This is a genomic window from Acinetobacter sp. ANC 5054, from assembly GCF_002135295.1.
GTDB lineage: Bacteria > Pseudomonadota > Gammaproteobacteria > Pseudomonadales > Moraxellaceae > Acinetobacter.
Genome location: NZ_NEGG01000004.1, coordinates 45,192 through 69,951, shown reverse-complemented (window position 1 = coordinate 69,951; position 24,760 = coordinate 45,192). Strand labels below are relative to the sequence as shown.

At 38.7% G+C, this 24,760-nt stretch carries 22 protein-coding genes; 14 read left to right on the top strand and 8 right to left on the bottom strand.

What is annotated here, in order from left to right; genetic code table 11:
- The first annotated feature begins 177 nt into the window (after positions 1 to 177).
- Positions 178 to 2,805: an aminopeptidase N gene (gene pepN, locus B9T33_RS05400; protein WP_086177935.1), complete on the top strand. Its 2,628-nt coding sequence runs from the start codon at positions 178 to 180 to the stop codon at positions 2,803 to 2,805.
- 307 nt (positions 2,806 to 3,112) lie between these two features.
- Positions 3,113 to 3,325, top strand: coding sequence for a hypothetical protein (locus B9T33_RS05395; protein ID WP_086177934.1), 213 nt, complete (start codon positions 3,113 to 3,115; stop codon positions 3,323 to 3,325).
- A 61-nt stretch (positions 3,326 to 3,386) separates the two neighbouring features.
- Here the strand turns inward: B9T33_RS05395 and B9T33_RS05390 are convergent, their stop codons facing one another.
- Positions 3,387 to 3,833, bottom strand: a complete 447-nt coding sequence (locus B9T33_RS05390) for a universal stress protein (protein WP_086177933.1) — start codon at positions 3,831 to 3,833, stop codon at positions 3,387 to 3,389.
- Positions 3,834 to 3,961: 128 nt separating this feature from the next.
- Complete coding sequence (locus B9T33_RS05385; protein WP_086177932.1) at positions 3,962 to 4,405, bottom strand: universal stress protein; 444 nt, start codon at positions 4,403 to 4,405, stop codon at positions 3,962 to 3,964.
- Between the two features lie 319 nt (positions 4,406 to 4,724).
- Here B9T33_RS05385 and B9T33_RS05380 point away from each other — a divergent pair, with 319 nt between their 5' ends.
- The 3 genes from B9T33_RS05380 (at position 4,725) to B9T33_RS05370 (ending at position 6,743) form a co-directional block, all read left to right on the top strand.
- Positions 4,725 to 5,729: an alpha/beta hydrolase gene (locus tag B9T33_RS05380; RefSeq protein ID WP_086177931.1), complete on the top strand. Its 1,005-nt coding sequence runs from the start codon at positions 4,725 to 4,727 to the stop codon at positions 5,727 to 5,729.
- Between the two features lie 96 nt (positions 5,730 to 5,825).
- Positions 5,826 to 6,158: an SMR family transporter gene (locus B9T33_RS05375; protein WP_416202585.1), complete on the top strand. Its 333-nt coding sequence runs from the start codon at positions 5,826 to 5,828 to the stop codon at positions 6,156 to 6,158.
- Positions 6,159 to 6,743, top strand: coding sequence for a TetR/AcrR family transcriptional regulator (locus B9T33_RS05370; protein ID WP_086177929.1), 585 nt, complete (start codon positions 6,159 to 6,161; stop codon positions 6,741 to 6,743). It abuts the gene before it with no gap.
- On the opposite strand, the gene B9T33_RS05365 is transcribed toward B9T33_RS05370, so the two are convergent.
- The 4 genes from B9T33_RS05365 to B9T33_RS05350 form a co-directional block, all read right to left on the bottom strand.
- Positions 6,730 to 7,899, bottom strand: a complete 1,170-nt coding sequence (locus B9T33_RS05365) for a benzoate/H(+) symporter BenE family transporter (RefSeq protein ID WP_086177928.1) — start codon at positions 7,897 to 7,899, stop codon at positions 6,730 to 6,732. The two genes, B9T33_RS05370 and B9T33_RS05365, sit on opposite strands and share 14 nt — an antisense overlap.
- Before the next feature lie 278 nt (positions 7,900 to 8,177).
- On the bottom strand, positions 8,178 to 8,828 hold the full coding sequence (gene leuE / locus B9T33_RS05360) for a leucine efflux protein LeuE (protein ID WP_086177927.1): 651 nt from the start codon (positions 8,826 to 8,828) through the stop codon (positions 8,178 to 8,180).
- Between the two features lie 76 nt (positions 8,829 to 8,904).
- Entirely contained in the window at positions 8,905 to 9,894 is a 990-nt protein-coding gene (gene tal, locus B9T33_RS05355; protein WP_086177926.1) for a transaldolase, read from the bottom strand.
- An 89-nt stretch (positions 9,895 to 9,983) separates the two neighbouring features.
- A complete protein-coding gene (locus B9T33_RS05350) occupies positions 9,984 to 10,874 on the bottom strand; it encodes a LysR family transcriptional regulator (protein WP_086177925.1) in 891 nt (296 codons plus the stop codon).
- Positions 10,875 to 10,982: 108 nt separating this feature from the next.
- Here B9T33_RS05350 and aceI point away from each other — a divergent pair, with 108 nt between their 5' ends.
- The 4 genes from aceI to B9T33_RS05330 all read left to right on the top strand — a co-directional run bounded on the left by aceI (position 10,983) and on the right by B9T33_RS05330 (position 15,753).
- Positions 10,983 to 11,408, top strand: a complete 426-nt coding sequence (gene aceI / locus B9T33_RS05345; RefSeq protein ID WP_086177924.1) for a chlorhexidine efflux PACE transporter AceI — start codon at positions 10,983 to 10,985, stop codon at positions 11,406 to 11,408.
- A 204-nt stretch (positions 11,409 to 11,612) separates the two neighbouring features.
- Complete coding sequence (locus B9T33_RS05340) at positions 11,613 to 12,716, top strand: OmpW/AlkL family protein (protein WP_086177923.1); 1,104 nt, start codon at positions 11,613 to 11,615, stop codon at positions 12,714 to 12,716.
- A 479-nt stretch (positions 12,717 to 13,195) separates the two neighbouring features.
- A complete protein-coding gene (locus B9T33_RS05335) occupies positions 13,196 to 14,218 on the top strand; it encodes an OmpW/AlkL family protein (protein ID WP_416202584.1) in 1,023 nt (340 codons plus the stop codon).
- A gap of 455 nt (positions 14,219 to 14,673) precedes the next feature.
- Entirely contained in the window at positions 14,674 to 15,753 is a 1,080-nt protein-coding gene (locus B9T33_RS05330) for an OmpW/AlkL family protein (protein ID WP_228145791.1), read from the top strand.
- Positions 15,754 to 15,828: 75 nt separating this feature from the next.
- On the opposite strand, the gene B9T33_RS05325 is transcribed toward B9T33_RS05330, so the two are convergent.
- Complete coding sequence (locus tag B9T33_RS05325; protein WP_086177920.1) at positions 15,829 to 17,349, bottom strand: acetyl-CoA C-acetyltransferase; 1,521 nt, start codon at positions 17,347 to 17,349, stop codon at positions 15,829 to 15,831.
- Positions 17,350 to 17,589: 240 nt separating this feature from the next.
- On the opposite strand from B9T33_RS05325, the gene B9T33_RS05320 reads away from it, so the two are divergent.
- The 5 genes from B9T33_RS05320 (at position 17,590) to dnaX (ending at position 24,223) form a co-directional block, all read left to right on the top strand.
- The gene (locus B9T33_RS05320) at positions 17,590 to 18,981 is read left to right on the top strand and encodes a 3-oxoacyl-ACP reductase (protein ID WP_086177919.1); all 1,392 of its coding nucleotides are present in this window, start codon (positions 17,590 to 17,592) and stop codon (positions 18,979 to 18,981) included.
- Between the two features lie 177 nt (positions 18,982 to 19,158).
- Complete coding sequence (locus tag B9T33_RS05315; protein WP_086177918.1) at positions 19,159 to 20,013, top strand: MaoC family dehydratase; 855 nt, start codon at positions 19,159 to 19,161, stop codon at positions 20,011 to 20,013.
- 88 nt (positions 20,014 to 20,101) lie between these two features.
- Positions 20,102 to 21,358, top strand: coding sequence for a serine hydrolase domain-containing protein (locus tag B9T33_RS05310; protein WP_086177917.1), 1,257 nt, complete (start codon positions 20,102 to 20,104; stop codon positions 21,356 to 21,358).
- 82 nt (positions 21,359 to 21,440) lie between these two features.
- Complete coding sequence (locus tag B9T33_RS05305) at positions 21,441 to 21,890, top strand: copper resistance protein NlpE N-terminal domain-containing protein (RefSeq protein WP_086178088.1); 450 nt, start codon at positions 21,441 to 21,443, stop codon at positions 21,888 to 21,890.
- A 134-nt stretch (positions 21,891 to 22,024) separates the two neighbouring features.
- Positions 22,025 to 24,223, top strand: a complete 2,199-nt coding sequence (dnaX, locus tag B9T33_RS05300; RefSeq protein WP_086177916.1) for a DNA polymerase III subunit gamma/tau — start codon at positions 22,025 to 22,027, stop codon at positions 24,221 to 24,223.
- Between the two features lie 43 nt (positions 24,224 to 24,266).
- Here the strand turns inward: dnaX and B9T33_RS05295 are convergent, their stop codons facing one another.
- Positions 24,267 to 24,713 carry an acyl-CoA thioesterase gene (locus B9T33_RS05295; RefSeq protein WP_086177915.1) on the bottom strand — a complete coding sequence of 149 codons (447 nt, stop codon included), beginning with the start codon at positions 24,711 to 24,713 and terminating at the stop codon, positions 24,267 to 24,269.
- Between the last annotated feature and the right edge of the window lie 47 nt (positions 24,714 to 24,760).

Genomic DNA, 24,760 nt, shown 5'->3' with positions numbered 1-24,760 from the left:
AAATTATGAGCCAGCTTTTAAAAAATTCAGCTTCAATGATTGAAAATAACAAAGGCTGCGCCCATATATAAAGCATTGTAAATGCTAAGACAGCTTTCAAATCTTGTCGTATGATCAGATCATTCACAATTTGTTCCATACAGCTGATCAAGCAATAACTAAGGAATAGGACAACACATGAACATTGCGGCAAATCCAGTGGTCGAAGCAGACCAAACTGTCTATTTAAAAGATTATCAAAAGCCTTCATTTGTAGTCGATAGTATTGATTTAGATATTCAAGTGTTTGATAACCATACTAATGTCAATGCCAAGTTGGTGATGCAGCGCCAAACTACAGGTGATTTGGTTTTATTGGGCCGTGACTTAGAACTCAAATCCATTTCGCTCAATGGTCAAGTTTTAGCTGCTGATGCCTATACTGTCGATGCAGAACAATTGGTGATTACGAATGCACCTGAGCAAGCTATCATTGAAACACAAGTCGTGATTCATCCAGAAAGCAATACGCAACTCGAAGGTTTATATCAAGCCGCAGGCGATTTGTTCGTTACACAAAATGAGCCAGAAGGTTTCCGTAAAATTACCTTCTATCCAGACCGTCCAGACGTACTTTCTGTTTTTACTACACGTGTAGAAGCAGACAAAAAATTTCCTGTATTACTAGCAAATGGTAACTTGATTGAAGCCGGTGAAGCAGGCGAAGGTCGTCACTACACCATTTGGCAAGATCCAACCAAAAAGCCATCGTATCTTTTTGCCTGCGTGATTGGCGATTTGGCCGTTTTGAAAGATTCTTATGTGACGTCTGAAGGTCGTAATGTTGCCTTAGAAATTTATGCAGAAGAAAAAGACATCCCTAAATGCCATATTGCAATGGAAGCTTTAAAGCATTCAATGCGCTGGGATGAAGAACATTATGGTCGCCCATACGATCTAGACAATTATATGATTGTGGCAACCAGTGCCTTCAACATGGGCGCAATGGAAAATAAAGGCTTAAACATCTTTAACACCTCTTGCGTGTTGGCCGATGAAGAATACACCACAGATGCTGCGATTATGCGTGTGCAATCTGTGATTGCACATGAATATTTCCATAACTGGACAGGTAACCGTATTACATGTCGTGATTGGTTCCAATTGTGTCTAAAAGAAGGTTTAACGGTATTCCGTGATCAGTCTTTCTCAGAAGATTTACAATCGGCTGCGGTACAACGTATTGATGACGTTGCGGTATTGAAAGCGCATCAATTCCCTGAAGATTCAGGCCCATTATCGCATCCACCACGTCCAGATCATTTTGTCGAAATTAATAACTTCTATACGGCAACTGTGTACGAAAAAGGTGCAGAAATTAACCGTATGATGGCGACTTTACTCGGTAAAGAAAAATTCCGCCTAGGTACAGATGAGTACTTTAAACGTCATGATGGTCAAGCGGTGACGGTTGAAGATTGGGTTGCGGCGCTTACTGCAGGTTCAGGCGTGGATTTATCTGCATTCCTGATTTGGTATAACCAACCGGGTACGCCAAAGCTTGAAGCGCAAGGTGAGTACGATGCAGCAGCACAAACGTATACCTTAAGCCTAAAACAAAGCTTAAAAGCACATCCGAAATATCCAAACTTAAAAGCAGTACCAATTCCTGTCGCTTTGGCTTTATTTGATGCGCAAACTGGTGAGCAATTAGTGCTGAATTCAACTGCATTGGTTGAAAATGGTATTAAAGATGGTGTGTATCTATTTGATCAAGATACGGCATCGATTAGCTTTACAGGTGTTACTGCGAAACCAGTCGTGTCATTACTGCGTAACTTCTCAGCACCAGTCAATCTTGAGTTTAACTATTCAGATGAAGAACTTGCATTCTTGATGCAATATGAAACCAACGGTTTTAACCAATGGCAAGCGACTCAAACATTGCTTGAACGTATTTTATTGAATGGTCATGATGCTGCAATTTATGTAAATGCGATTAAAAATACCCTACCAGCATTAATTGAGCGTGATCCATTATTGGCATCTCGTCTGTTTGATGTGCCTGCAGAAGGGTACTTGGGTAGTCGTATTGATACAGACTACAGCCCACTTAAAGTTCAAGAGCAGCGTAATGCTTTGTTGAGTACATTGGCACGTGAACTCGGTTCGTTCTGTAAAGAAACCTATTTGTCACTAAACCCAGATGTGCAAAAAGAGTTTTCCCAAGCGATGGGTGTGCGTGCGCTGAAAAATATCATGCTCAGTATGATGGCACGTCAAGGCGATGAATCAGTATTTGAACTGGCAAATGAGCAATATCAAGCGACCAATAACATGTCTGAACGTTTAGGCGCATTACGTGTATTGGTCTGGAATGATGCACCGCAAGCTCAACAAGCTCAACAAGCTCAACAAGCACTGCAAGATTTCTACACACGCTTTAAAAATGAAGCACTTTCGATGGACCAATGGTTCATGGTGCAAGCGGCACATCCAAAAGCAACAGCACAAACCATTCAGGCTTTAACAGCACATCCTGATTATGATTTGAAAGTACCGAACCGTATCCGTGCGGTGACAGGTGGCTTAAATGCAAATCCAGTCAATACATGGGGCTTTGGTGTTCAACACATTGTGGAATTGGCAAAATTCCTAGATGAGAAAAATCCAATCGTCGGCTCGCGTTTACTGCAAATTTTATCACGTTGGTACACTTTGGCTGAGCCACAGCGCAGTGAAGTGAAAGCTGAACTTGAAGCGTTGAAACCGCAAGTGAAATCTAAAAACGTTTCTGAAACACTTAATAGCATGTTAAGTGTCTAATTCGCTATTTAGAATAGATTGTTTGAATCAACCCGCTGATATGTAAATTTCAGCGGGTTTTTTATCGCTTTTTAAAATACGCCAATCGAAATTATGTGAAAACAATAGTGAAATAAACTCACATTAAAAATTGAATTAGTTATAAATATTAAAATATAAATGTGATTATAAATTTTAAATACAAAATAAATGTTATATAAGTCACATAATAAGCGTACAATTATTTAAGGTAGATTAAACAAATGTCGCGTAAATTTATCTTGCGGATATTTTTTCTAACCATGGTTTAAATATTTTGAGGCGGGTTATGTTAGTTAAGGTTGATGATGGTTTTTATCTCAACTCCCATCATATTATTGCGGTACGCATTTATAAAGAAGTACAGCAAGCATTTGTCGTATCAGTGGAATACACACCAAACAGTGTGCAAAAAACAGGTATGTTTGAAAAGCGTTTTACGACTGGTCGTGAAGCTGAGCAATATCTTCAAATGCTCAATCAAATGATTGGTAAATCTTAATTTGATGATCAAGACCAAACGTATTACCCAAAATTGAAAAGCCCTCAGAAGAGGGCTTTTTTTATTGCTTAATGATGAGTACGGGGATCGGGCATTGAGTCAAAATATTTTGAGCAACACTACCGAGCATTGCTTTTTTCAAGCCTGTGCGACCACGTGAGCCCATGATAATTAAGTCCGCAGAGATTTCATCCGCCACTTGTAAAATACCTTCAGTTGGCGACACACCGTGAATCAGACGTGTACTTACATCAATTTCATCACGAATAAAAGATTGCTTGATATCTTCTAAACGGAGTTGCGCGCTTTTTTCAGCCTGCATGAAATATTCAGTAATTGCTGGTGCAACCGCATAAAAATCCACTCCGACAAAAGGGTCTACTGCAACCACACTGACAACAGTAACATGGGCATTTTGGCTTTTGGCCAAGCTTAGCGCATGCTCAACAGCGGAATAGGAAATTGGTGATTCATCTACAGCGACTAAAATTTGTTGATACTGACTCATATCAGTTTCCTTTTATTTTACATGTTCTGATGGCAATGATTATTCGTAAATGGATCATAAAACGAATTGCTTTTACTTGTTAATTGCTAGTGTAAAGTCAAAAAAGCCCACCGAAGTGGGCTTTAACATTATGCTTTCACAACTAGAACTGGAAGCTCGGTATTGCTTAATACATCTTGAGCAAAACTGCCAAGGAGCATTTTCTTAAAGCCTTTACGACCATGTGAACCCATTACAATCAGGTCTGCATTCACTTCATTTGCAGCTTCGACTACACCTTCAGCAGAAACCTGACCTTTAATAATTTTACTTTGAGCAGTTACACCTGCTTCAGCAGTGATCGCTAATGCTTCTTTTAACGCTTGTTCTGCATTGGCATAAGCCTGTACAAAGTATTCTTTCATGATTGATGAAGAATAATAAAAGTCTGCATCTGTGAATGGGTCTTCAGCAACAAGGCTGACTAAAGTGAGTTGGCTATTAAAACCTTTAGCCAATAATGCTGCTTTTTTTACAGCTGAAAATGAGATTTCTGAACCATCTACAGGTACTAAAATTTGTTGATATGACATGGGAGAATCTCCAATATTATTGCTTATAAACCCTACAGTTTATTGATAACACAATGTGTGCATAGGTTCAATTTTATTATTATAAAAAATAGCGTAAATTCATAAAATTAGAGAAAAATTTACAAAAAAGCTTAGATTTATTCGCAAAAAATTCCGAGCTAAAAACTCGGCTTTTGGTTTGATTTATAGACAAGAAAATCGAGTAAATTTATCGGGTATTTTTGAAAAGACTGGATTTTACCTTGAAAATGAATTGTATAAACGCAATACATACGTTTATAAATAAATTTTGATTTTATGAAAACATGGAATGGTGAGAATGCCGCATAAACTTTTGTTGATGACGCTGAGTATTTGTACCGTCATGAACTTGTCGGGTTGTCAAAATACCCAAAGCAGTACCAAGTTGATTGCTGGTGCCTTTAATCTTTCTACTCAAGTTCAAAAACAATTTATCGATCGGCATGCACCTGAAAATGTCATTGTTCAACCCAACATTCAATATTTACAGAATCCTGATTTAAGTTTAGATATTTACCAGCCTGAGCAAATTGCCTTATTAGGCGTTCGACCAACTGTGGTTTGGATTCATGGTGGTGGTTGGGTATCTGGCTCTAAAGAACATGCCCGTGGATATTTTAAACGCCTTGCAGCGGCAGGTTATAACGTGGTTTCTGTACAATACCAATTTGCCCCTGATGCAATTTACCCCACTCAACTGCATCAAATAGATGAAGCCTTAAAATTTATTCATGCGCATGCAGCACAATATGGAATTGATGCCAATCAGCTTTATTTAGCGGGTGATTCAGCTGGCGCTAATATGGCGAGTCACTATGCAGCATTGGTCACGAATCCAGAGTTTGCCCAAGCTTCAAATATTCAACCAGTATTGGCGGCAAAACAGCTCAAAGGTCTGATTCTGCATTGTGGTATTTACGATCTCAATGCTTTTGTAAATACGGCACCTGAAGAACTGGGGCTTATTGAGTGGGGGGTATATAACTTGGTTCAAGCCTACACAGGCGATAAAAAAGATGATGCAACATTTTTAAAGCAGATATCGACTGCTTCCAATTTTAATGAACATTATCCCCCTGTATTTATTAGTGGTGGTAATAAAGACTTTTTAACCAAAACCCAGTCTTTACCCTTTGTAGAGCAACTTAAAGCCAAAAAGGTACCTGTTACTGAAGTTTTTTACCCAGACTCAAAAGAGTTTTTGGTACATGAATATCAATTCATGATGAGTAAAAAAGCCAGTCAGCAAACTTTTGAACGGACTTTAGAATTTATTACACAGCAATCTATATTGAATCATTAACGAAAATTTAGCAGCGGATTGCTTGCAGTTAAATTTATAAATCTATAACATACCTACCGTTTGGTATGTTTATTTGGTTTTAAAATGAATTCAGTTATGTTTGCCTATGGTTTACTCGCATTGGCTATTATTTCAGAAGTGATCGGTTCGACTTTTTTGGTGAAGTCCGAAGGTTTCACCAAACTGATGCCATCGCTCGCGGTAGCGGTATTATTCTGTATTGCATTTTATTTGTTGTCCCAAGTGATTAAAGTCATACCACTTGGGATTGCATATGCCATTTGGGCTGGAGTAGGTATTGTTTTAACGGCGCTTATTGGCTACTTTATCTTTCGCCAAAGTTTAGATGTACCTGCAATGATTGGTATTGGACTGATTGTTTCGGGTGTGGTGGTGATTAACCTATTTTCAAACTCTACTGGACACTAAATGACTGAAAATCCGCATCAACGTAAGAAAGAACCCCAAATTATTCGTCAAAGTATTTTGCAGCATGCTATGCAATTGGCTGCGCAAAAGGGCGTGAATGGGGTATCTATTCAAGCGGTTGCAGATTTGGTTGGGGTGACTAAAGGCGGTGTATTTCACCATTTTCCCAATAAGCAAAAGCTTTTGGAGTCGATGGTCATTTGCCTATTAGAGCAATTGGATGTAGTGATTGATCGTTTAATTGCAGAAGATGATCAGTCATATGGCTGCTTTACTCGGGCATATATCGAAATTACCTTGGAAAAGCAGATTCATGGTTTAAAACATTCGTGGTCTGCGATTTCGATGACCATGTTGACGGATAAAACGTTTAATGAATATTGGATTGACTGGCTAAATGCACGTTTGCAGTGTCATGCTGAAACGGATGCCGATATGGAATTAAAAATATTGCGTTATGCAGCAGATGGTATTTGGTTGACTATGTTTACCGAAGTGGAAGATGTATCTGAAACTTCGGTATTAAAAAAAGAGCTGATCGCCCGAACTTATCGAGCGAAAGCTGAGTCATTTATTTCTGTTTAAATTTAAAAATCATATGGACGAACAAACCAAATAATAAGCCCCAAAATGCCGAACCTATGCTAAAAAATTGCACACCTGAAGCACTAAATAAGAAGGTTAGCAGTGCTGCTTCACGTTCGCTGGCATCTTGAAAGGCAATGACAATGTTATGTCCAATGGTACCAAGTAAAGCAATGCCAGCTAATGCTGTAATGAAGACTAAGGGGAAAGCGGTTAAGAAGCTGACCAATGTTGCAGCGAATATCCCCATTAGAATATAAAAAACGCCGCAACTCATGCCCGCAATATAACGCTTTTTCTCATCTGGATGTGCTTGTTCATCCAAGCTAATGGCTGCACTAATAGCGGCAATATTCACTGAGAAACAGCCAAAAGGTGCAAAGATTGCTTGCGCAGTTCCTGTCCAACCAATCAGTTGATTGACATTCGGTTGATAGCCATAACTTTTAATCATGGCTATACCGGGTAAATATTGCGATGCCATATTGATCACGAATAACGGTAGCGCAAGCCCAATAATGGACGCAAAGGAGAAATCAGGTGTTGTCCATACAGGTTGAGCAAAGCTTAAGTTTAGTGCTGGAATGGTAAAGTTCAACAATAGTGGACATAACAGAATGCCAATAATGACTGTGAGTACAATGCTATAGCGTGGCCATATGCGCTTTGTAAGTACATAAGCGGTCAATAAGCTTAAAACAAATGCCCATTCATTTTGTAAACTTGCAAATAGCGAAATACCAAATTTAAGCAAAACACCTGCGAGCATCGCACTGGTTAAACTTTGCGGAATATGGCGTAAAATTTTCTCAAAAATTCCTAAAAAACCAAGGGTTGCTGTGAGTAAGCCGCAGACTAAAAATGCACCCAAAGCGGCATTCATACTGTAGCCATTTGCAGTGGCTAAAATGAGTGCGAGTCCAGCAGTAGACCAAGATGTTGCCACTGGATGTTTAAATTTCCATGACAAAAGCAAACCAGATAAACCAATGCCTAGTCCAAGTGCCCAAAACCAAGAGGTAATTTCTGCGGTTCCAGCACCGAGCATTTGCGCTGATTGAATGACCAGCACAGCCGAAACACTGATGCCAACAAGGAAAGTAATGAAGCCAGCAAAAACAGCTGGAATGGAGAAGTCTTGGAGAATTTTTTGCATAATCCCTGTGCAACTTAAACGTATAGAAGTCAATATATGTGATTTTTCACAATAATACGCTCAAGTCTTAAGCAGTAAAAGCAACAAATGAAATATTTATTCAAGTGTTGTGAGTATGCATATGATATGTGATTTGAGTTGAATGATGATTCAAAAAATGATCAGTCTATGAATAAGAGGTATGTACTAAAAAAGGCTATGCAACCATGAAAATGGATAGTTTGTATATACGTAGAAAGTTTTCATTTGAGACTTACGCTTATTCAACGCAATTTGAATTATATCGTCGAGGTCGCAAGTTTTAGACCAAAACCACAAAACAGTAATCCAACTGCTGCTACACAGCAGGCAGTGAATCTATAACGATTATTAAAGTAGCTTGCGAGTTTAGCACCTGAAAAAATTAAAATGGTCAAATAACTCATACTAATGATTTGCAGGACGATGGCTAAAGCTGTAAAGGTGATGGCAGGGTAAGGGTAAGAAGGATCGACAAATTGCACAAAGAAAGATAAATAAAACAGAATCGCTTTAGGGTTTAAAATACTAATGGTGAGCGCGGTTTTAAAGGGTTTTAATTCTTCGACACTGATATGATCAGATTGGAGTTGTTCAGGTGTGTGTACGGCATGCCACGTTTGATAGGCAGCTTTAAATAATTTGATACCCAAATAACTTAAATAAAGTGCACCGACGATTTTAAGTAAGATAAATAACCAAGGAAATGCATGTAATAAAGAGGCAGCACCAAGCGCGGTAAGCAAAATTAAAATCATGTCACCGGTATAAACACCAAATGCACCGATATAACCGACCTTAATGCCATAACGTGAAGCAACTGACATGACATATAGAGAGTTTGGGCCTGGTAAAATCACAATTAAAATCGTACCAATAATAAAGGTCGTTAAATCTGTGATACCAAACACTGAACTGTCTCGTAAAAAAAAGCCGATGCGGCATTATAGCAACATCGGCTGATAGATTAAGCTGAAAAAATCTAAATTAAGGTTTAATTTCAGCATCAATGCCAAAGGATTGACGTAATAAAGTACTTAATTGTTCACGTGCTTTAATAAAACTATCGATACCACCTTGTAGCAATTGGAAAGACATCAGGTCTTTTTCAACGGCATCTTTGAAATTTTGCTTATTCAATGGCTGAATATCATGATGACCGTGTGCATGCGCATGATCTGTTGATAGTTGAACCTCAACAGTACGTTGATCTTTTTCCAATTCTGCCAGCAGATTTGGCGAAACCGTTAACAAATCACAACCCGCAAGCCCTAAGACTTGATCGACACTACGGAAACTTGCACCCATAATTTCAGTTTGAATATTGTGCTGTTTGTAGTAGTGATAAATTTGTTTCACTGAAAGTACACCGGGATCTTTGTCAATCGGGTAGTACTCAACATTTTCTGCTTTTTTGTACCAGTCTAAAATACGACCGACAAAAGGAGAGATCAGGGTAACATTTGCTTCAGCACAGGCTTGCGCTTGATGTAAACCAAATAGCAGGGTGAGATTACAATGAATACCTTTCGACTCTAATGCTTTGGCGGCTTGTATACCTTCCCAAGTCGAAGCGATCTTAATTAAGATACGGTTTTGGTCAATGCCGTACTGTGCATACAGAGCCAGCAATTCTTTCGCTTTAGCAATCGTTGCCTCAGTATCATAAGATAAAGCAGCATCAACTTCTGTAGATACGCGACCTTCAACCAGTTTTAAAATTTCTACACCAAACTTGACCGTTAAAATATCAATCGTGCGTTCAATCAGCTCATCACTTACATACCCTTCTTTTTTTGCCTGATCAAAAGCACTTTCAATGAGTTCTTTATTTTCAGGTTGATTTGCAGCAGCCGTAATGAGTGATGGATTTGTTGTTGCATCTAATGGGCGAAAAGTTTCAATTGCAGTTAAGTCACTGCTGTCAGCAACAATCGTAGTCAGGCTTTTTAATTGGTTTAACGCATTTTGAGTCATTGGATATCTAGTTCTTAATGTTCTTGGTGTACATACTTTTATAACACAAACAATTTATAACCCAACTGAAAACAGCCCAACAACGCAGACTAAATCGTAGTTTTTCGTGAATTTCGAATGTGATTAATCAAAAAATGAGCAGCTGATCCCTGAAGTTTTTCACGATTCCAAACCAAATCGACAAAATACTCAAATTTAGGGGTGAAATCTTGAAAACTTAAAATTTTCAATTGCTTTTTGAGTTTTGGATTTTCATTGAACATTTCACGTGGAAGCACACCCCAACCCAAACCTTGAATAATCATCGAACAGGCAGAGTGGTGATTGTCGGTGCGCCAGTTTTGTTTGGAGTAGAGCAATTCAGGTTTAATACTTTTATCACGACTAGCGACTACAATTTGCCGACTTTTTAGAATTTGCTCAAAACTCACTTGTTGAAATTGAGCAAGGGCATAGTTAGTGGCTGCAACAGGCACTAAAACTTCACGTTTTAATTCGACAAATTGTTCATAGCTTTCAAGTTGCTCACGTTCAAACATGAGGGCAAGTTGTGCTTGACCTAAGAGCAGCATTTTTTGAGCATCCTCTTGTGGAGCAGAAAAAATATTAATTTGTAAGGATGGAAATTGCTTTTCGAGCAGGGAAATATAATCCGTCCACTGGGTATGCAATAACTCTGAAACGACCACAATATTCAATGAAGACTCTAAACCATGACCCAGTGCGAGAGCATGTTGTTTCCATTGATTGATTTCAGTTAAGAGTTGCTCGGTCTTTTCGAATAAATTTAGGGCTTGTGCGGTGGGGACGGGTTCACGACCAACCCGATCAAATAATTTTAAGTTGAGATCAATTTCAAAATTGGCAATAGACATACTTACAGCAGAAGGAACTTTGCCAAGTTGACGGGCTGCTGCCGAAAATGAACCCGTTTCAATCACTGTTTTAAAAATAATGAGTTGTTCTTGATTGATATTCATTGGATCATTCCTAATTTTATCTTTCATTTTTATTGAAAGAATCTAATTCGATTAATCAATAATATCAAAATATAATGATCTCAATTCAAATCTTAGAGTATTTATAACATGACGATTTCCAAGAGAAGGATCATTCATGCGCTTAGCTATGAAATTATCCTATTGGTGATCATTGCTATCGCATTAAGTTTTATTTTCAAAGTTCCGATGGAGGTTACAGGTACATTGGGTATCGCTATGGCGGTTACATCTGTGATTTGGAACATGATTTTTAATCACTATTTTGAAAAATTTGAAGCAAAAAGAAAGTTAAAAAGAACATTTGGTGTACGCGTTTTACATGCGATTGGTTTTGAGGGTGGCTTGATGCTGGCGACTATTCCAATGGTGGCTTATGCACTCAATATGTCGATTTGGCAGGCGATTCTAACGGATTTGAGTTTGACGACGTGTATTTTGGTTTACACTTTTATATTTCAATGGTGTTATGACCATATCGAAGCACACCTAGGTTATCAACCACAATATCGTTAAATTTCAATAAGAAAATCATATTGGCCTGTATTGATAAGTACAGGCCTTTTTTGCCACAAAATAGTGCATTTATTAACAAATAATAAAATATAAAAACATAAAGTACATATAAAAAATAATACTTATTACATAACTTTTAACCATAAAAACAAAGAATGTTTTTATTACTCAACAAAAAAAATATGACTGACAAGGAGTTAGCTTATGAAATTGGTGAAAATAGCGTTACCTGCGGTTTTACTTGGCGTTACACAAATAGCAGCAGCGGATGGTAATTTTAAGCGTTTTTCCGTATCAGCGGGTTGGATGCATGTGATGCCACAAGGAAAAGCAAATCCTTTTAACATTAATACCGCTGTGGCAAATGGGACAAAAGCCAAAGTTGGAAGTATTAGTGAGGAGGGGTTTTTACAAGCTATTGATCCAAATGCAATCATTCAAGAAGGTGATAACTCGGTAAATTTAAAAGAGGCTTTAGGAACATTATTAGAAGATAGTTTTATTAATGGGCTCATGACAGATGGTAACGGTAATATCAAACCAGAGATTGCTGGAACATCGACATTATATGGATTGGAAAATTGGTCAGCAGGAGGCACAGGTCTAGAAGCAGATGATGTAGATACCTTAGGCTTGATGGTCAATTACTATATTAATGATAATGTTTCATTACAGTTGATCGGCGGCATTCCACCAAAAGTAGATATTCAAGGCAAAGGGATGATTACGGCACCTTTATCTGGTAACGCAATGCCAGGTGGACTGGCTGGTCTACTATTTCCGGACGGTTTACCCTTAGATTACGATGTGCCAATCACCAATCTCGATGCTTATGGTAAAGCGGCAACAGCTCGTGCTTGGACGCCAGCATTTCAAGCTCAGTACCAATTCGGGAAATCGGGCGTGAATAAATTCAGACCCTATGTAGGTGCGGGGATCATGTATGCTTATTTCAATGATATTGAACTGAATAAAGGTATTGAATCTGACTTAATTGCTGCAGGGCATATGATTCAAAATATTAAGGATAATCTTGCTGGTGCTGCATTAGACGGTAAAGAGTCATCAGGAAAAATGGTGGTTGATGTAGATGCTGATGATGCAATTGCACCTATCGTCACCTTGGGTTTCACTTATGACTTTAGCCCAAATTGGTTTACGGCAGCTTCAGTGTCTTATGCAAAGTTAAATAATAAGACCAAGATCGATGTGATTAACCAAACCACAGGTGAGCAACTAATTCACGCCACTACAAAAATTGATATTGATCCAATCATCACATACTTAGGTGTGGGTTATCGTTTCTAAAGCAATTTGAGGCCAAAATAGTTATTAAAAAAAACCGCTCATAAGAGCGGTTTTTAAGCTTCATCGTTTTTTGAAAGAGGCAGTTCTACGGATCTGATTTAGATGAATTTAATTATTAAATTAAAAATATAATTTACTCAACTAACACATGAGAAGTGAATTTATGCATCAAACTTTTTCTTCGCGTAGTGTATTTAATCAACCTGAAAATTTGAAAAAATTTTCCATTAACCTTTTATAGACACCAATAGATAAATCTTGTCCTAAATAGATATATTGGATGATTGGTATTAACAAAATATAAAATATAAAAACAGAATATAAATATAAAAATGAAGTTTTATTACATAAGTTAAAAGCATAAAAACCAAAAACGTTTTTATTGCTAAATCATAAAAATATCCATTACATGGAGTTAGGTTATGAAAATGATAAAAATTGTTGTACCTGCTGTGTTACTGGGGTTTACACAAATAGCAATGGCTGATGGAAATTTTAAGCGTTTTTCCGTATCAGCGGGTTGGATGCATGTGATGCCGCAAGGAAAAGCAAATCCATTTAATATCAGCACCAAAGTTCCAGATGGAACGACAGCAACAGTCGGTGCAATTAGTCCAGATGGTTTTTTAAGTTCACTTGATCCAAATCAACTCGTTCCTGATAGCGATGTTTCTTTTAAAGACGCTTTAGCAGATTTAGTTAATAATCCAATTTTAGAAGAATTTTTGAAAAATGAAGATGGTACGATTAAGAGTGATATTACAGGGACTGCCACTCTAAATGGTTTAGGGAGTTGGACACAACAAGGGAGTGGTTTAGAAGCAGATGATGTTGATACCTTAGGTTTAATGGTCAACTACTATGTTAATGATAATGTCTCCTTACAATTAATCGGAGGTATTCCGCCAAAAGTCGATATTAAAGGAAAGGGTAATATTACAGCATCTATGAATGGGGTTGCACATACGGGTTTGGGTCTTGAGCTTGATTTGTTGAAAGACATTCCAATCACTGACTTGGGAAGTAAATCTAAGGCAGCTACTGCAAGAGCTTGGACACCAGCGATTGAAGCACAGTACCAATTTGGTCGAAGTGGTGTAAATAAATTTAGACCTTATGTCGGTGCAGGACTCATGTATGCATATTTTAATGACATTAAACTCAATCCAGAAATTCGAAGCGATTTAGAAGCTGCCGGTCATATGATCCAAAACGTACTAGATGATAAAGGTGGAGCAGCACTCGATGGTAAAGAGTCATCAGGAAAAATGGTGGTCGATGTCGATGCTGATGATGCAATTGCACCTATCGTCACATTAGGTTTTACTTATGACTTTAGCCCAAATTGGTTTACGGCAGCATCGGTGTCTTATGCAAAGTTAAATAATAAGACCAAGATCGATGTGATTAACCAAACCACAGGTGAGCAACTAATTCACGCCACTACAAAAATTGATATTGATCCAATCATCACATACTTAGGTGTAGGTTATCGTTTCTAAAGCAATTTAAGCCCTAAATCGTTGTTAACAAAAAACCGCTCAAAAGAGCGGTTTTTAAGCTTCATCATTTTTTATGAATGAGGTATTTAAACGGAACTGTTTGAATTGAATTTAATCGTTAAAATAAAAATAGCATTTACTCAAGTAACACATGAGAAGTGAATTTATGCATCAAACTTTTTTCTTCGCGTAGTGTATTTAATCAACTCATAAATTTGAAAAATTTTCGATTAGCCTTTTATAGACACCAATAGATAAATCTTGTCCTAAATAGATATATTGGATGATTGGTATTAACAAAATATAAAATATAAAAACAGAATGTAAATATAAAAATGAAGTTTTATTACATAAGTTAAAAGCATAAAAACCAAAAACGTTTTTATTGCCAAATCATAAAAGTATCCATTACATGGAGTTAGCTTGTGAAAATGATAAAACTGGTTGTACCTGCTATGTTACTGGGGTTTACACAAATAACAATGGCAGATGGAAATTTTAAGCGTTTTTCTGTATCAGCGGGTTGGTTGCATGTGATGCCGCAAGGGAAAGCAAATCCTTTTAATATTAATACAAGCGTTAAAAATGGGACTAACGCAGAAGTTGGTAGTATTTCAATTGTCAGTTTCTTAAATTCAGTTGATCCCAATGCCACTGGAGAGGATCTTGCAGGCGACCCTTTTAATCAAAAAGAACTTTTAACCGAGTTTTTGAATGATGATCTTATGCAGACATTGATGACTGACGGTAATGGAAATATTTTGCCAGAGATATCAGGTAGTGCAAATATCCAAGGGTTGGAAAGCTGGCAATCTGCAAATACTGGTTTAGAAGCGGATGATGTTGATACGCTAGGATTAATGTTTAACTACTATGTGAATGATAATGTTTCGCTTCAATTCATTGGTGGTATTCCTCCTAAAGTTGATATTAAGGGGAAGGGGCAAATCTATGCACCACTAAGCGGTTTGGCTACATCTCCAAATCAATTAGTTCAAATATTATTCCCTGATGGAATTGATCTAAATCAATCGCTTCTAATTACAGATTTAGGAAGTAAATCTAAGGCTGCTACTGCAAGGGCTTGGACGCCTGCCATTGAAGCTCAATATCAGTTTGGCAAAAGTGGGGTAAATAAGTTCAGACCGTATGTCGGTGCAGGTTTAATGTATGCATATTTTAATGATATTAAACTCAATCCTGAGATACGTAGTGATTTAGAAGCAGCTGGACATATGATCCAAAATGTATTGGACGACAATGCAGGCGCTGCATTAGATGGCAAAGAATCATCAGGAAAAATGGTGGTCGATGTTGATGCTGATGATGCAATTGCACCTATCGTCACCGTAGGTTTTACTTATGACTTTAGCCCAAATTGGTTTACGGCAGCGTCGGTGTCTTATGCAAAGTTAAATAATAAGACCAAGATCAATGTCATTAACCAAACCACAGGTGAGCAATTAATTCACGCTACTACAAAAATTGATATTGATCCAATCATCACCTACTTAGGTGTGGGTTATCGTTTCTAAAGCAATTTAAGCCCAAAGTCGTTATTATCAAAAAAACCGCTCATAAGAGCGGTTTTTTATTGAGGCAATACTTAATTATTTTTCAATAATTGCAGTAACACCTTGACCACCAGCAGCACAGATCGAAACCAATACACGACCTGAACCTTTTTTGTTAATCAATTTTGCAGCTGTCGCGATAATACGACCGCCTGTTGCTGCAAATGGGTGACCCGCAGCAAGTGAAGAGCCTTTTACGTTTAATTTCGTGCGGTCGATTGAACCAAGTGGTGCTTCTAAACCTAAACGGTCTTTACAGAATTTTGGATCTTCCCACGCTTTTAAAGTAGATAATACTTGAGATGCAAACGCCTCATGAATTTCATAGTAGTCGAAATCTTGAAGTTTAAGGCCAGCACGCTCAAGCATACGCGGTACTGCATAAGCAGGCGCCATCAATAAACCTTCTTTTTTCTCTACAAAATCAACTGCAGCAGTTTCTTGGAAAGTTAAGTAAGCGAGTACTTCATGACCATTTGCTTTAGCCCATTCTTCAGATGCTAAAAGTACGCAAGAAGCACCGTCAGTAAGTGGAGTAGAGTTACCTGCAGTCATGGTACGTGCATCGCCTTTACCAAAAGCAGGCTTAAGTTTTGCAAGTTTTTCTACAGATGAGTCTGCACGTAAGTTGTTATCACGCTCTAAACCAAGGAATGGCGTGATTAAGTCATCGAAGAAACCTTCTTCGTAAGCAGCAGCCATTTTTTGGTGAGATGATGCAGCAAGTTCGTCTTGTGCTTCACGTGAGATGCCCCATTCAAGCGTTGTAATCGCTTGGTGATCACCCATAGAAAGACCTGTACGCGGCTCACCATTTTTTGGTGCATCCATTAAGTCTTTCACATTAATTTTTGTTAATGCTTTAAGACGGTCTTTACCTGTTTTAGCAATGTTGAGTTCAAGTAAAGCTTTACGTAAACCATCACCGAAAGCAATTGGGGCGTCAGATGTGGTATCTACACCGCCAGCTACGCCAACTTCGATTTGACCTAGAGCAATTTTGTTTGCGACTAAGAAGGCAGCTTGTAAGCCAGTACCACATGCTTGCTGAATATCGTAAGCAGGTGTTTCAGGAGCTAGTTCTGTATTAAGTACGCACTCGCGAGTCATGTTAAAGTCACGACTGTGTTTTAAAACAGCACCAGCAACGACTTCACCTAAACGTTGACCTTGTAAGTTGAAACGTTCAACAAGACCATTTAGTGCAGCAGTAAACATGTCGCTGTTAGATGCTGTGAAATAAGCACCATTTGAACGAGCGAAAGGAATACGATTACCACCGATAATTGCAACGCGGCGAACTGTGTTTTGACTCATGATATTATCCTGTTGAACAGACGTTTGAGTTGTTGATTTTGAAGCTGTTTTTGGGTTTGAAGCTGTAGTTTTATTACGAGTAGTGGCACTACGATGACGACTCGTTTTAGTGGCATTGCTCGCAGACTGGGTTGCTGTGCCTGTGCTTTTGATCGTGCGTGGTGCACGCTTTGATGTATTTGACACAGTTTCCGTAGTCGGACTTTCGACTGCTGGATTTTCTTGAGTTGTTTTGCTCATAAGGCTTTTCCAAGCATGTAGATGATCTTCTTGCTGGGTACATTAGCATAATCACTAATGGGGTAAATTGACTAAAATGACATTAGCTAAAGCATTCAGGTCAAGCCATCCAAGGTTTAACTCAAGTATGATTCCTTAGAAACTGATGGAACTATTGAAATATAAGTCTCTGACATCATCTTGAAGTTAAAAGGATATCTCAGAACCATCAACAATTAATCCGTATGAGAGATAAAAAACATGACTGATCAATACCAAACATTTGCAAAATCTCCTATTGGTAAATTTGTCATCAAAAATTTGGGTTTGCCATCACCAATTTCTTTAGAGCGTTTTGAGTCAGCTACACCTGTTGTTAAAGGTGCTGTGTTGCTAGGTGCTGCTCCAGCTTCGACTCTATCTGGGTCAATTGCCCAAGTTCTGGCAAATATTCATGCAAATGGTTATGCAGGTAATAATGCAGAATTACAACAGGCTGCGGCAAAAGTTGGATTAAACCTGAGCGCTTTTAATGAAGGCGACAAAGAGTCTAAATTTAAAGTGGTGATTTTTGATGCTTCAGGTATTCAAAACTCAGAACAACTTCATGCTTTGTATGCATTCTTTAATCCAATTGCACGTCAAATTCAGGCTTCTGGTCGTGTCGTGGTTGTTGGAACAACACCTGAAACGGCGAAAACAGTGAAACAAGCGATTGCACAACGTGCACTTGAAGGCTTTGTTAAGTCTGTGGGTAAAGAATTTAAGAAAGGTATTGCAGCGCAATTGGTTTATGTAGATGAAGGTGCGGAAGCGAACCTTGAATCTGCTTTACGTTTTGTGATTTCTCCACGTTCAGCTTATGTATCGGGTCAAGTGATTCGCGTTTCAAAAGCAGACGTTGTGAATGTGGATTGGAACAAGCCGCTAGCAGGTAAAACTGCGGTTGTGACTGGTGCGAGCCGTGGTATTGGTGAAGCAATTGCACATGTCTTGTCACGTGATGGCGCACATGTCATTTGCTTAGATGTTCCTCAGCAACAAGCTGATCTTGACCGTGTAGCGGGTGAAATTGGTGGTTCAACACTGGCAATTGACATTACTGCAAGCGACGCAGGTGAAAAAATTAAGGCAGCTGCAGCAGTGCAAGGTGGTTTAGACATCATCGTACATAACGCAGGGATTACTCGCGACAAAACTTTGGCAAATATGAAGCCAGAGCTTTGGGATTTGGTCATTAACATTAACCTGTCTGCGATTGAGCGTGTAAATGATTACCTTCTTGAAAATGATGGCTTCAATGCAAATGGTCGTATTGTTTGCGTATCTTCTATTTCAGGTATTGCAGGTAACTTAGGTCAAACCAACTATGCAGCGTCTAAAGCGGGTGTAGTGGGTGTGGTTAAATTCACAGCACCTTTGCTTAAAAATGGCGTAACGATTAATGCGGTTGCTCCTGGCTTTATTGAAACGCAAATGACAGCAGCAATTCCTTTTGCAATCCGTGAAGCGGGTCGTCGTATGAACTCAATGAGCCAAGGCGGTTTACCTGTTGATGTTGCAGAAACCATTGCCATGTTTGCTTCAACTGCATCTACAGGCTTGAACGGTAACGTGGTACGTGTGTGTGGTCAAAGCTTGTTAGGGGCATAATCCTCAAAAGCCTTGAATTTTCCCTCTCCTTTAAGGAGAGGGCTAGGGAGAGGTAAGATTATTTGTATTATAAATGGGATGGAATTCATCCCTCATCCCAACCTTCTCCCTGAGCCATATATGGCGCAAGAGAAGGAGCTTTCAAAATATTGAAATAATAACGTCCAAAGGTTCAGTATGAATACTCGCCATTTTAGTCAACTTCCAAAACCTTATTTAGCCTATCCAAAAGTGATTCAAGGCTTGATTTTTAAAAAGCCCAAAGGTGAAAAAGTGCTGCCGCAAGTTGAATATGTGGTGGATTCATTTAAGGTCGATCAAAAACATTTAAAAGCTTATAACGAAGTATGTGGCTTTAAAAATAATGGTTATATTCCTGCCATTTATTTAGCAGTACTTTCTCAAAGTCTACAAATGCACATGATGACAACAGAGGCCTTCCCATTTGCGATTTTAGGTCTGGTGCATATTCGTAACCAAGTGAAGCAATATCGTAAAGTGGGTGTCAATGAAACTTTGTCTTTGTCTTGCAAATTTGGTGAGTTAAAACCGCATGATAAAGGCGTGCAATTTGATTTTATTACCACTGCAAAAGTAGGTAATGACGTAGTGGTAGAATCATTAACTACTTATTTAGCACGTCAAAAAACCGATACGAAAGCTGCTGCAAAATCTGCCGAAGCACAGCCAGTAGAATTAAACGTTCAAGCGGAATGGGATGTTTCTGAAAATACGGGACGTCGTTATGCGATGACTTCTGGTGATTTTAACTTAATCCATATTCATGCAGTCACTGCGAAAGCATTTGGCTTTAAACAAGCGATTGCACACGGTATGTGGAGCAAAGCTAAAGCATTGTCGAGTTTAACTTTGCCTGATGCTTATGAAGCAGATGTTTGGTTTAAGCTACCAATGTATTTACCATCTAAAGTTGAATTCTTAACTGCTTCAAATGGTAAAAATATTGAGTTCGCCATACGCAACAGCAAAAATAAGAAACCGCATGTCGCGGGAAGTGTAAAAGCACTTTAAGACTTAAGCCTAAATCGATATCGATTTAGGCTTTTTTGTTTTAAGCTCAAAATTTAAAACCCAATATAACGATTCAAAGGAATGAATAATGCAGGCGGTTAAAGACTATTTATTTGCGCAGACTAATCATTATCAAGGCGAAGTCGATCCTCGTTTTCAAGATTTAGCACAGCAATTTAGCCGTATGCAAGATGCACGTACAGAACAAGGTGGTGCGGCATTGATGGTGTATTTTCAGGGCAAAAAAGTCGTGGATATTTGGAAGGGAAAAAAGTCTGAAACCGAACAATGGCAAGCAAATACACCGTCATTGTGTTATTCCACAGGGAAAGGTGTATTGGCGACACTTGCACATGTCTTAGTGAGTGAAGGCTTTTTAGACTATGACACACCTGTAGCCAAGTATTGGCCTGAATTTGCTCAAAATGGAAAATCTCAGATTACGTTAAGGCATATGCTGAGTCATCAAAGCGGTTTATATGACATACGTAATAATATTGAAACAGCTTCTGAAATGGCAGATTGGTCGCATATGTTGCAGGTATTTGAGCAAGCAGCACCGCGTTTTGAACCTACGACTGATGCAGCCTATCAGCCTTTAAGTTTTGGTTGGCAAGTTGGAGGTGTATTGGAAAAAGCTACTGGCAAATCTTTAGCCGAGCTATTGCAGCACTATTTGGTTGAGCCATTAACATTGGATCATGCTTATTTTGGTGTACCTCAAGATCAATTGGCAAATGTCGCAAGATTAATTCTTAAAAAGAAAAAAACAGATTCAACAACTGCTCAAACAAAGTCCAAGAAAGCACCACATCAGCCTTCACTGTTGGATAAAGTATTGGAACTGTCAGGGCAGAATTTACAAGATTTTCAAGATGGCATGATTCCAAAAGGCATGCGTAATTTTTCATTTTTTAGTGATGAAGGTTTACAAGCAATTATTCCTGCAGCAACAGGTGTATTTAGTGCAAATAGTCTGGCAAAAATATATGCCATGCTGGCAAACCAAGGGCAATGGGAAGGTAAAACCTTGATAAAGCCTCATGTTTTTAAAACATTAAGTACCGTTCAATTTACCAAACGTGACCGTGTCATGCCTTTACCAATGCACTGGAGATTAGGTTATCACCGTATTTTAACTTTAGGTAAGTCGAGCAACGGTTTTGGTCATATGGGTTTTAATGGCTCTGGTGCATGGTGTGATCCTCAGCGCCAATTGAGCTTTGCCTATACACATAATTTCCCAACGGGTTCAATCACAGGGGATTATCGTTTATGGGGTTTAACACAAGAAACGTTACGCTGTGCTGACAAAGTGCTAAAAGGCCGAAAGGGCTGGCTTTAAAGGCATATGGTTATATTGGAATAGGGAAATTCGGTCATTTATGTTATTTTCCTTCGCAGTTTTACATGCTGTGAAGTGTCCTATGAAAAAAGTTATTTTGATTCCATTGGTGGCGACATCTGCCTTATTGGGTTGTCAGGATTCAGAAAAAACTCAATCGCAAGACAAGTCAGCAATAACAGCGGAAACACAACAAGCAGCATGGGTTGGAAATTTTAAAGGTACAACACCGTGCATGAGCTGTTTATCACGCTGTGAAGACTGTCCTGGTATGGCAGTCGCTTTAGAATTGCATGAAGATCAAACCTATACGCTTACACGTGAAAGTTTGAGTGGTCATAATGATGTTGAAGTGCTGCAAGGTGTGATTCGTTTTAAAGATGAAGCAAAACAACAATTAGAACTACAAAATGTTCAAACGCGTAACTTATTATATGTTGACTTGGACAATCAGCAACTTGAAATCAGAGTTGATCAAACTGCAAAACGCTATCAAATGCAGAGTGATTTTGTTTTAAATAAAGCAGTTTAAGCGTTCGTAATTTATATTAAATTCTTCCGATCTTTGGGATCATCCAAGATCGGATTTTTATTGACCAAACTCTGCCATTTATTTCACTATTAGACAAAAAAACAGTATGCTTACACCTGTAAAAAGGAGCATACATGTATCAAGTACTTGCACGAAAATACCGTCCACGAAATTTCATTGAACTCGTGGGGCAAAACCATGTGTCACGCGCACTTACCAGTGCCTTAGAACGTGGTCGGTTACATCATGCATATTTGTTTACGGGGACACGTGGTGTAGGTAAAACCACCATTGCACGTATTTTGGCGAAATGCCTCAACTGTGAAACAGGCGTAACGTCAACACCTTGTGAAGTTTGCGCGACATGTAAAGCAGTCAACGAAGGTCGTTTTATTGACCTCATCGAAATTGATGCGGCATCACGTACCAAAGTTGAAGATACACGCGAACTCCTCGATAACGTTCCTTATGCTCCTACACAAGGTCGTTTTAAAGTCTACCTGATTGATGAAGTGCACATGCTTTCAACGCATTCATTTAATGCGTTGCTGAAGACTTTGGAAGAACCACCAGAACATGTGAAGTTTCTTTTTGCGACCACTGATCCACAAAAGTTACCCATCACAGTTATTTCACGCTGCTTGCAGTTCACACTACGTCCGCTTGCTGTCGATGAAATTACTTCGCATCTGACCGATATTTTGCAAAAAGAACACATCCAAGCAGAGCAAGATGCAATTTGGCAAATTGCTGAATCTGCACAGGGTTCACTACGTGATGCGTTATCTTTAACCGACCAAGCCATTGCTTATGGTCAGGGTTCTATTCAGCACCAAGATGTAAAAGACATGTTGGGCTTGATTGACCGCACGATTATTTATGATTTGATTTTGGCGATTCACCAAAATCAGCGTGAACGTGTGAGCGCCTTGCTCATGCAATTCCGCCAGCAAGCTTTGGATGTGTCTTTAGTTTTAGACCAGTTAATTTCAACTTTGCATGAATTGGCTTTGTTGCAGTATTTGCCAGATTTGGCATTGAAATACAGTGCTGAGATTAATCAGAAAATCATGCAATTGTCGCAGATCATTTCTGCGCAAGACTTACAACTGTATTATCAAGTGGCATGTAAAGGCCGTGCAGATTTACAGCTTGCAGTAACGCAAGAACAAGGGTTTGAGATGTGTGTGCTGCGTTTATTGGCATTCCGTCCATTGCAACCCAATGAAATGTTGGTTTCAGCAGTCCAACAAGAGGCTGTAACTCAGACACAGCAACTTGCGCCGCAGATAGCTCAGACACAATCTGTTGTCACATCGAATGAAGAAAATCAATCGCAAACACCTGTTGTAGAATCACAAGAAAACGAAGCACAGCAAAACTCTGTTAATACAGCACCTGCTGATTTCGATGACTTTGACGATTCGCATTATGATGAAGACGATGATTTTTCAAACAATCAATCTGTTGTAGATGAGCCATCTTCAGATGATTTTTTAGATGAACCAGAGCATATTGAAACAGTCCAAGAAGCGATTGTAGAACCTGAAGCTGTACCAACTTCAAATCAAGCATTAAGTTCAACTACTGATACTGCTTCTAGCAACACCCTCGTCATGGATGCAGCAGCAGAAGGTGGATTATTTGATTTAGACCCTACGCCAAGTTCCGAAGTTGTCGTAAATGCTGCGGATATTAATTTTGAAGATATTGCTCCATTAGCCAACGATGAATCTGAACAGCCTGTTCCTGCTCAAGTAGAACATAAACCCGTAATTGAGCAGCAAATTGCAGCGCAAGCTGTACAGGAAAAAGCACAGTCGATTGAGCCTGTTCAAGCTGCTCAAAATATGGATTTAGTTGCACCAGTAACTCAACCCATTGTTGAGCTGTCAGCGAATGAATCGTCTACACTCATGCCGCAAGATATTTTGACCCTGCAAGTGCAGGAATTAGAAGGTGAGTGGAATGTTGAAAAGTGGGAATATTGGTTTAGAAATAGCCAACTTTCACCTGCAGTTCAAGAGTTAGCACAGCATGGTGTTATGAGTGGTGTGATCAATGGTGATTCAACTTTCCATATTCCAAAGAAATATGAAGCCTTGGTGACTCAATTACAGCATGTGCTTGAACAAGCAATCCGTGAACAATGGTCGAGTTGTCGTTTTAATATCAGCTTTGAAGATGTCGAACAGACGACACCTTATGCTCTGCAGCATGTACGTAAAGAAAAAGCATTTGCGCGAGCAAATGAATTATTACATGCAGAACCTGTGGTAAAAGACTTGATCAAGAGTTTTGATGGTGAACTACAAAACATCCAACTTAAATAAATTTAAGTTGGATGTGATAGTGCTAGCTAAATAAATGCTTAAATCATTCAACACTGTTAATGACCATAAAATGAGTTAAAGCATCTCGCATATCTTCAGGTATCGAGGTGCTTTTTCGTGTTGGGCGATCGACAAAGACATGCACAAAATGTCCTTGTGCAGCAGCCATATTTTGACCTTGTTTAAAAATGGCAAGATCATAACGCAGTGATGAATTGCCAATTTTTGAAATACCAACACCGACTTCGATAATTTCAGGATAAGACAGCTCCGATAAAAAGCTACACGCAGAGTCTACAACTAAACCGATAATGGGTGTGCTTTGTAGATTAAAACCAGCATGCTGAATCAGTAGGGCATTGGCAGCCGTATCAAAATAGCTGTAATAGGTGACGTTATTGACATGACCATACATGTCATTGTCCGCCCAACGCGTTTGTATTGGAAATAAAAACGGATAATTTTGACGTATTTTTAATTCAGGTTTCATTTTTATGATTTGGCATCAAGATTTAAGCATGATTAGTTTTACTGTGC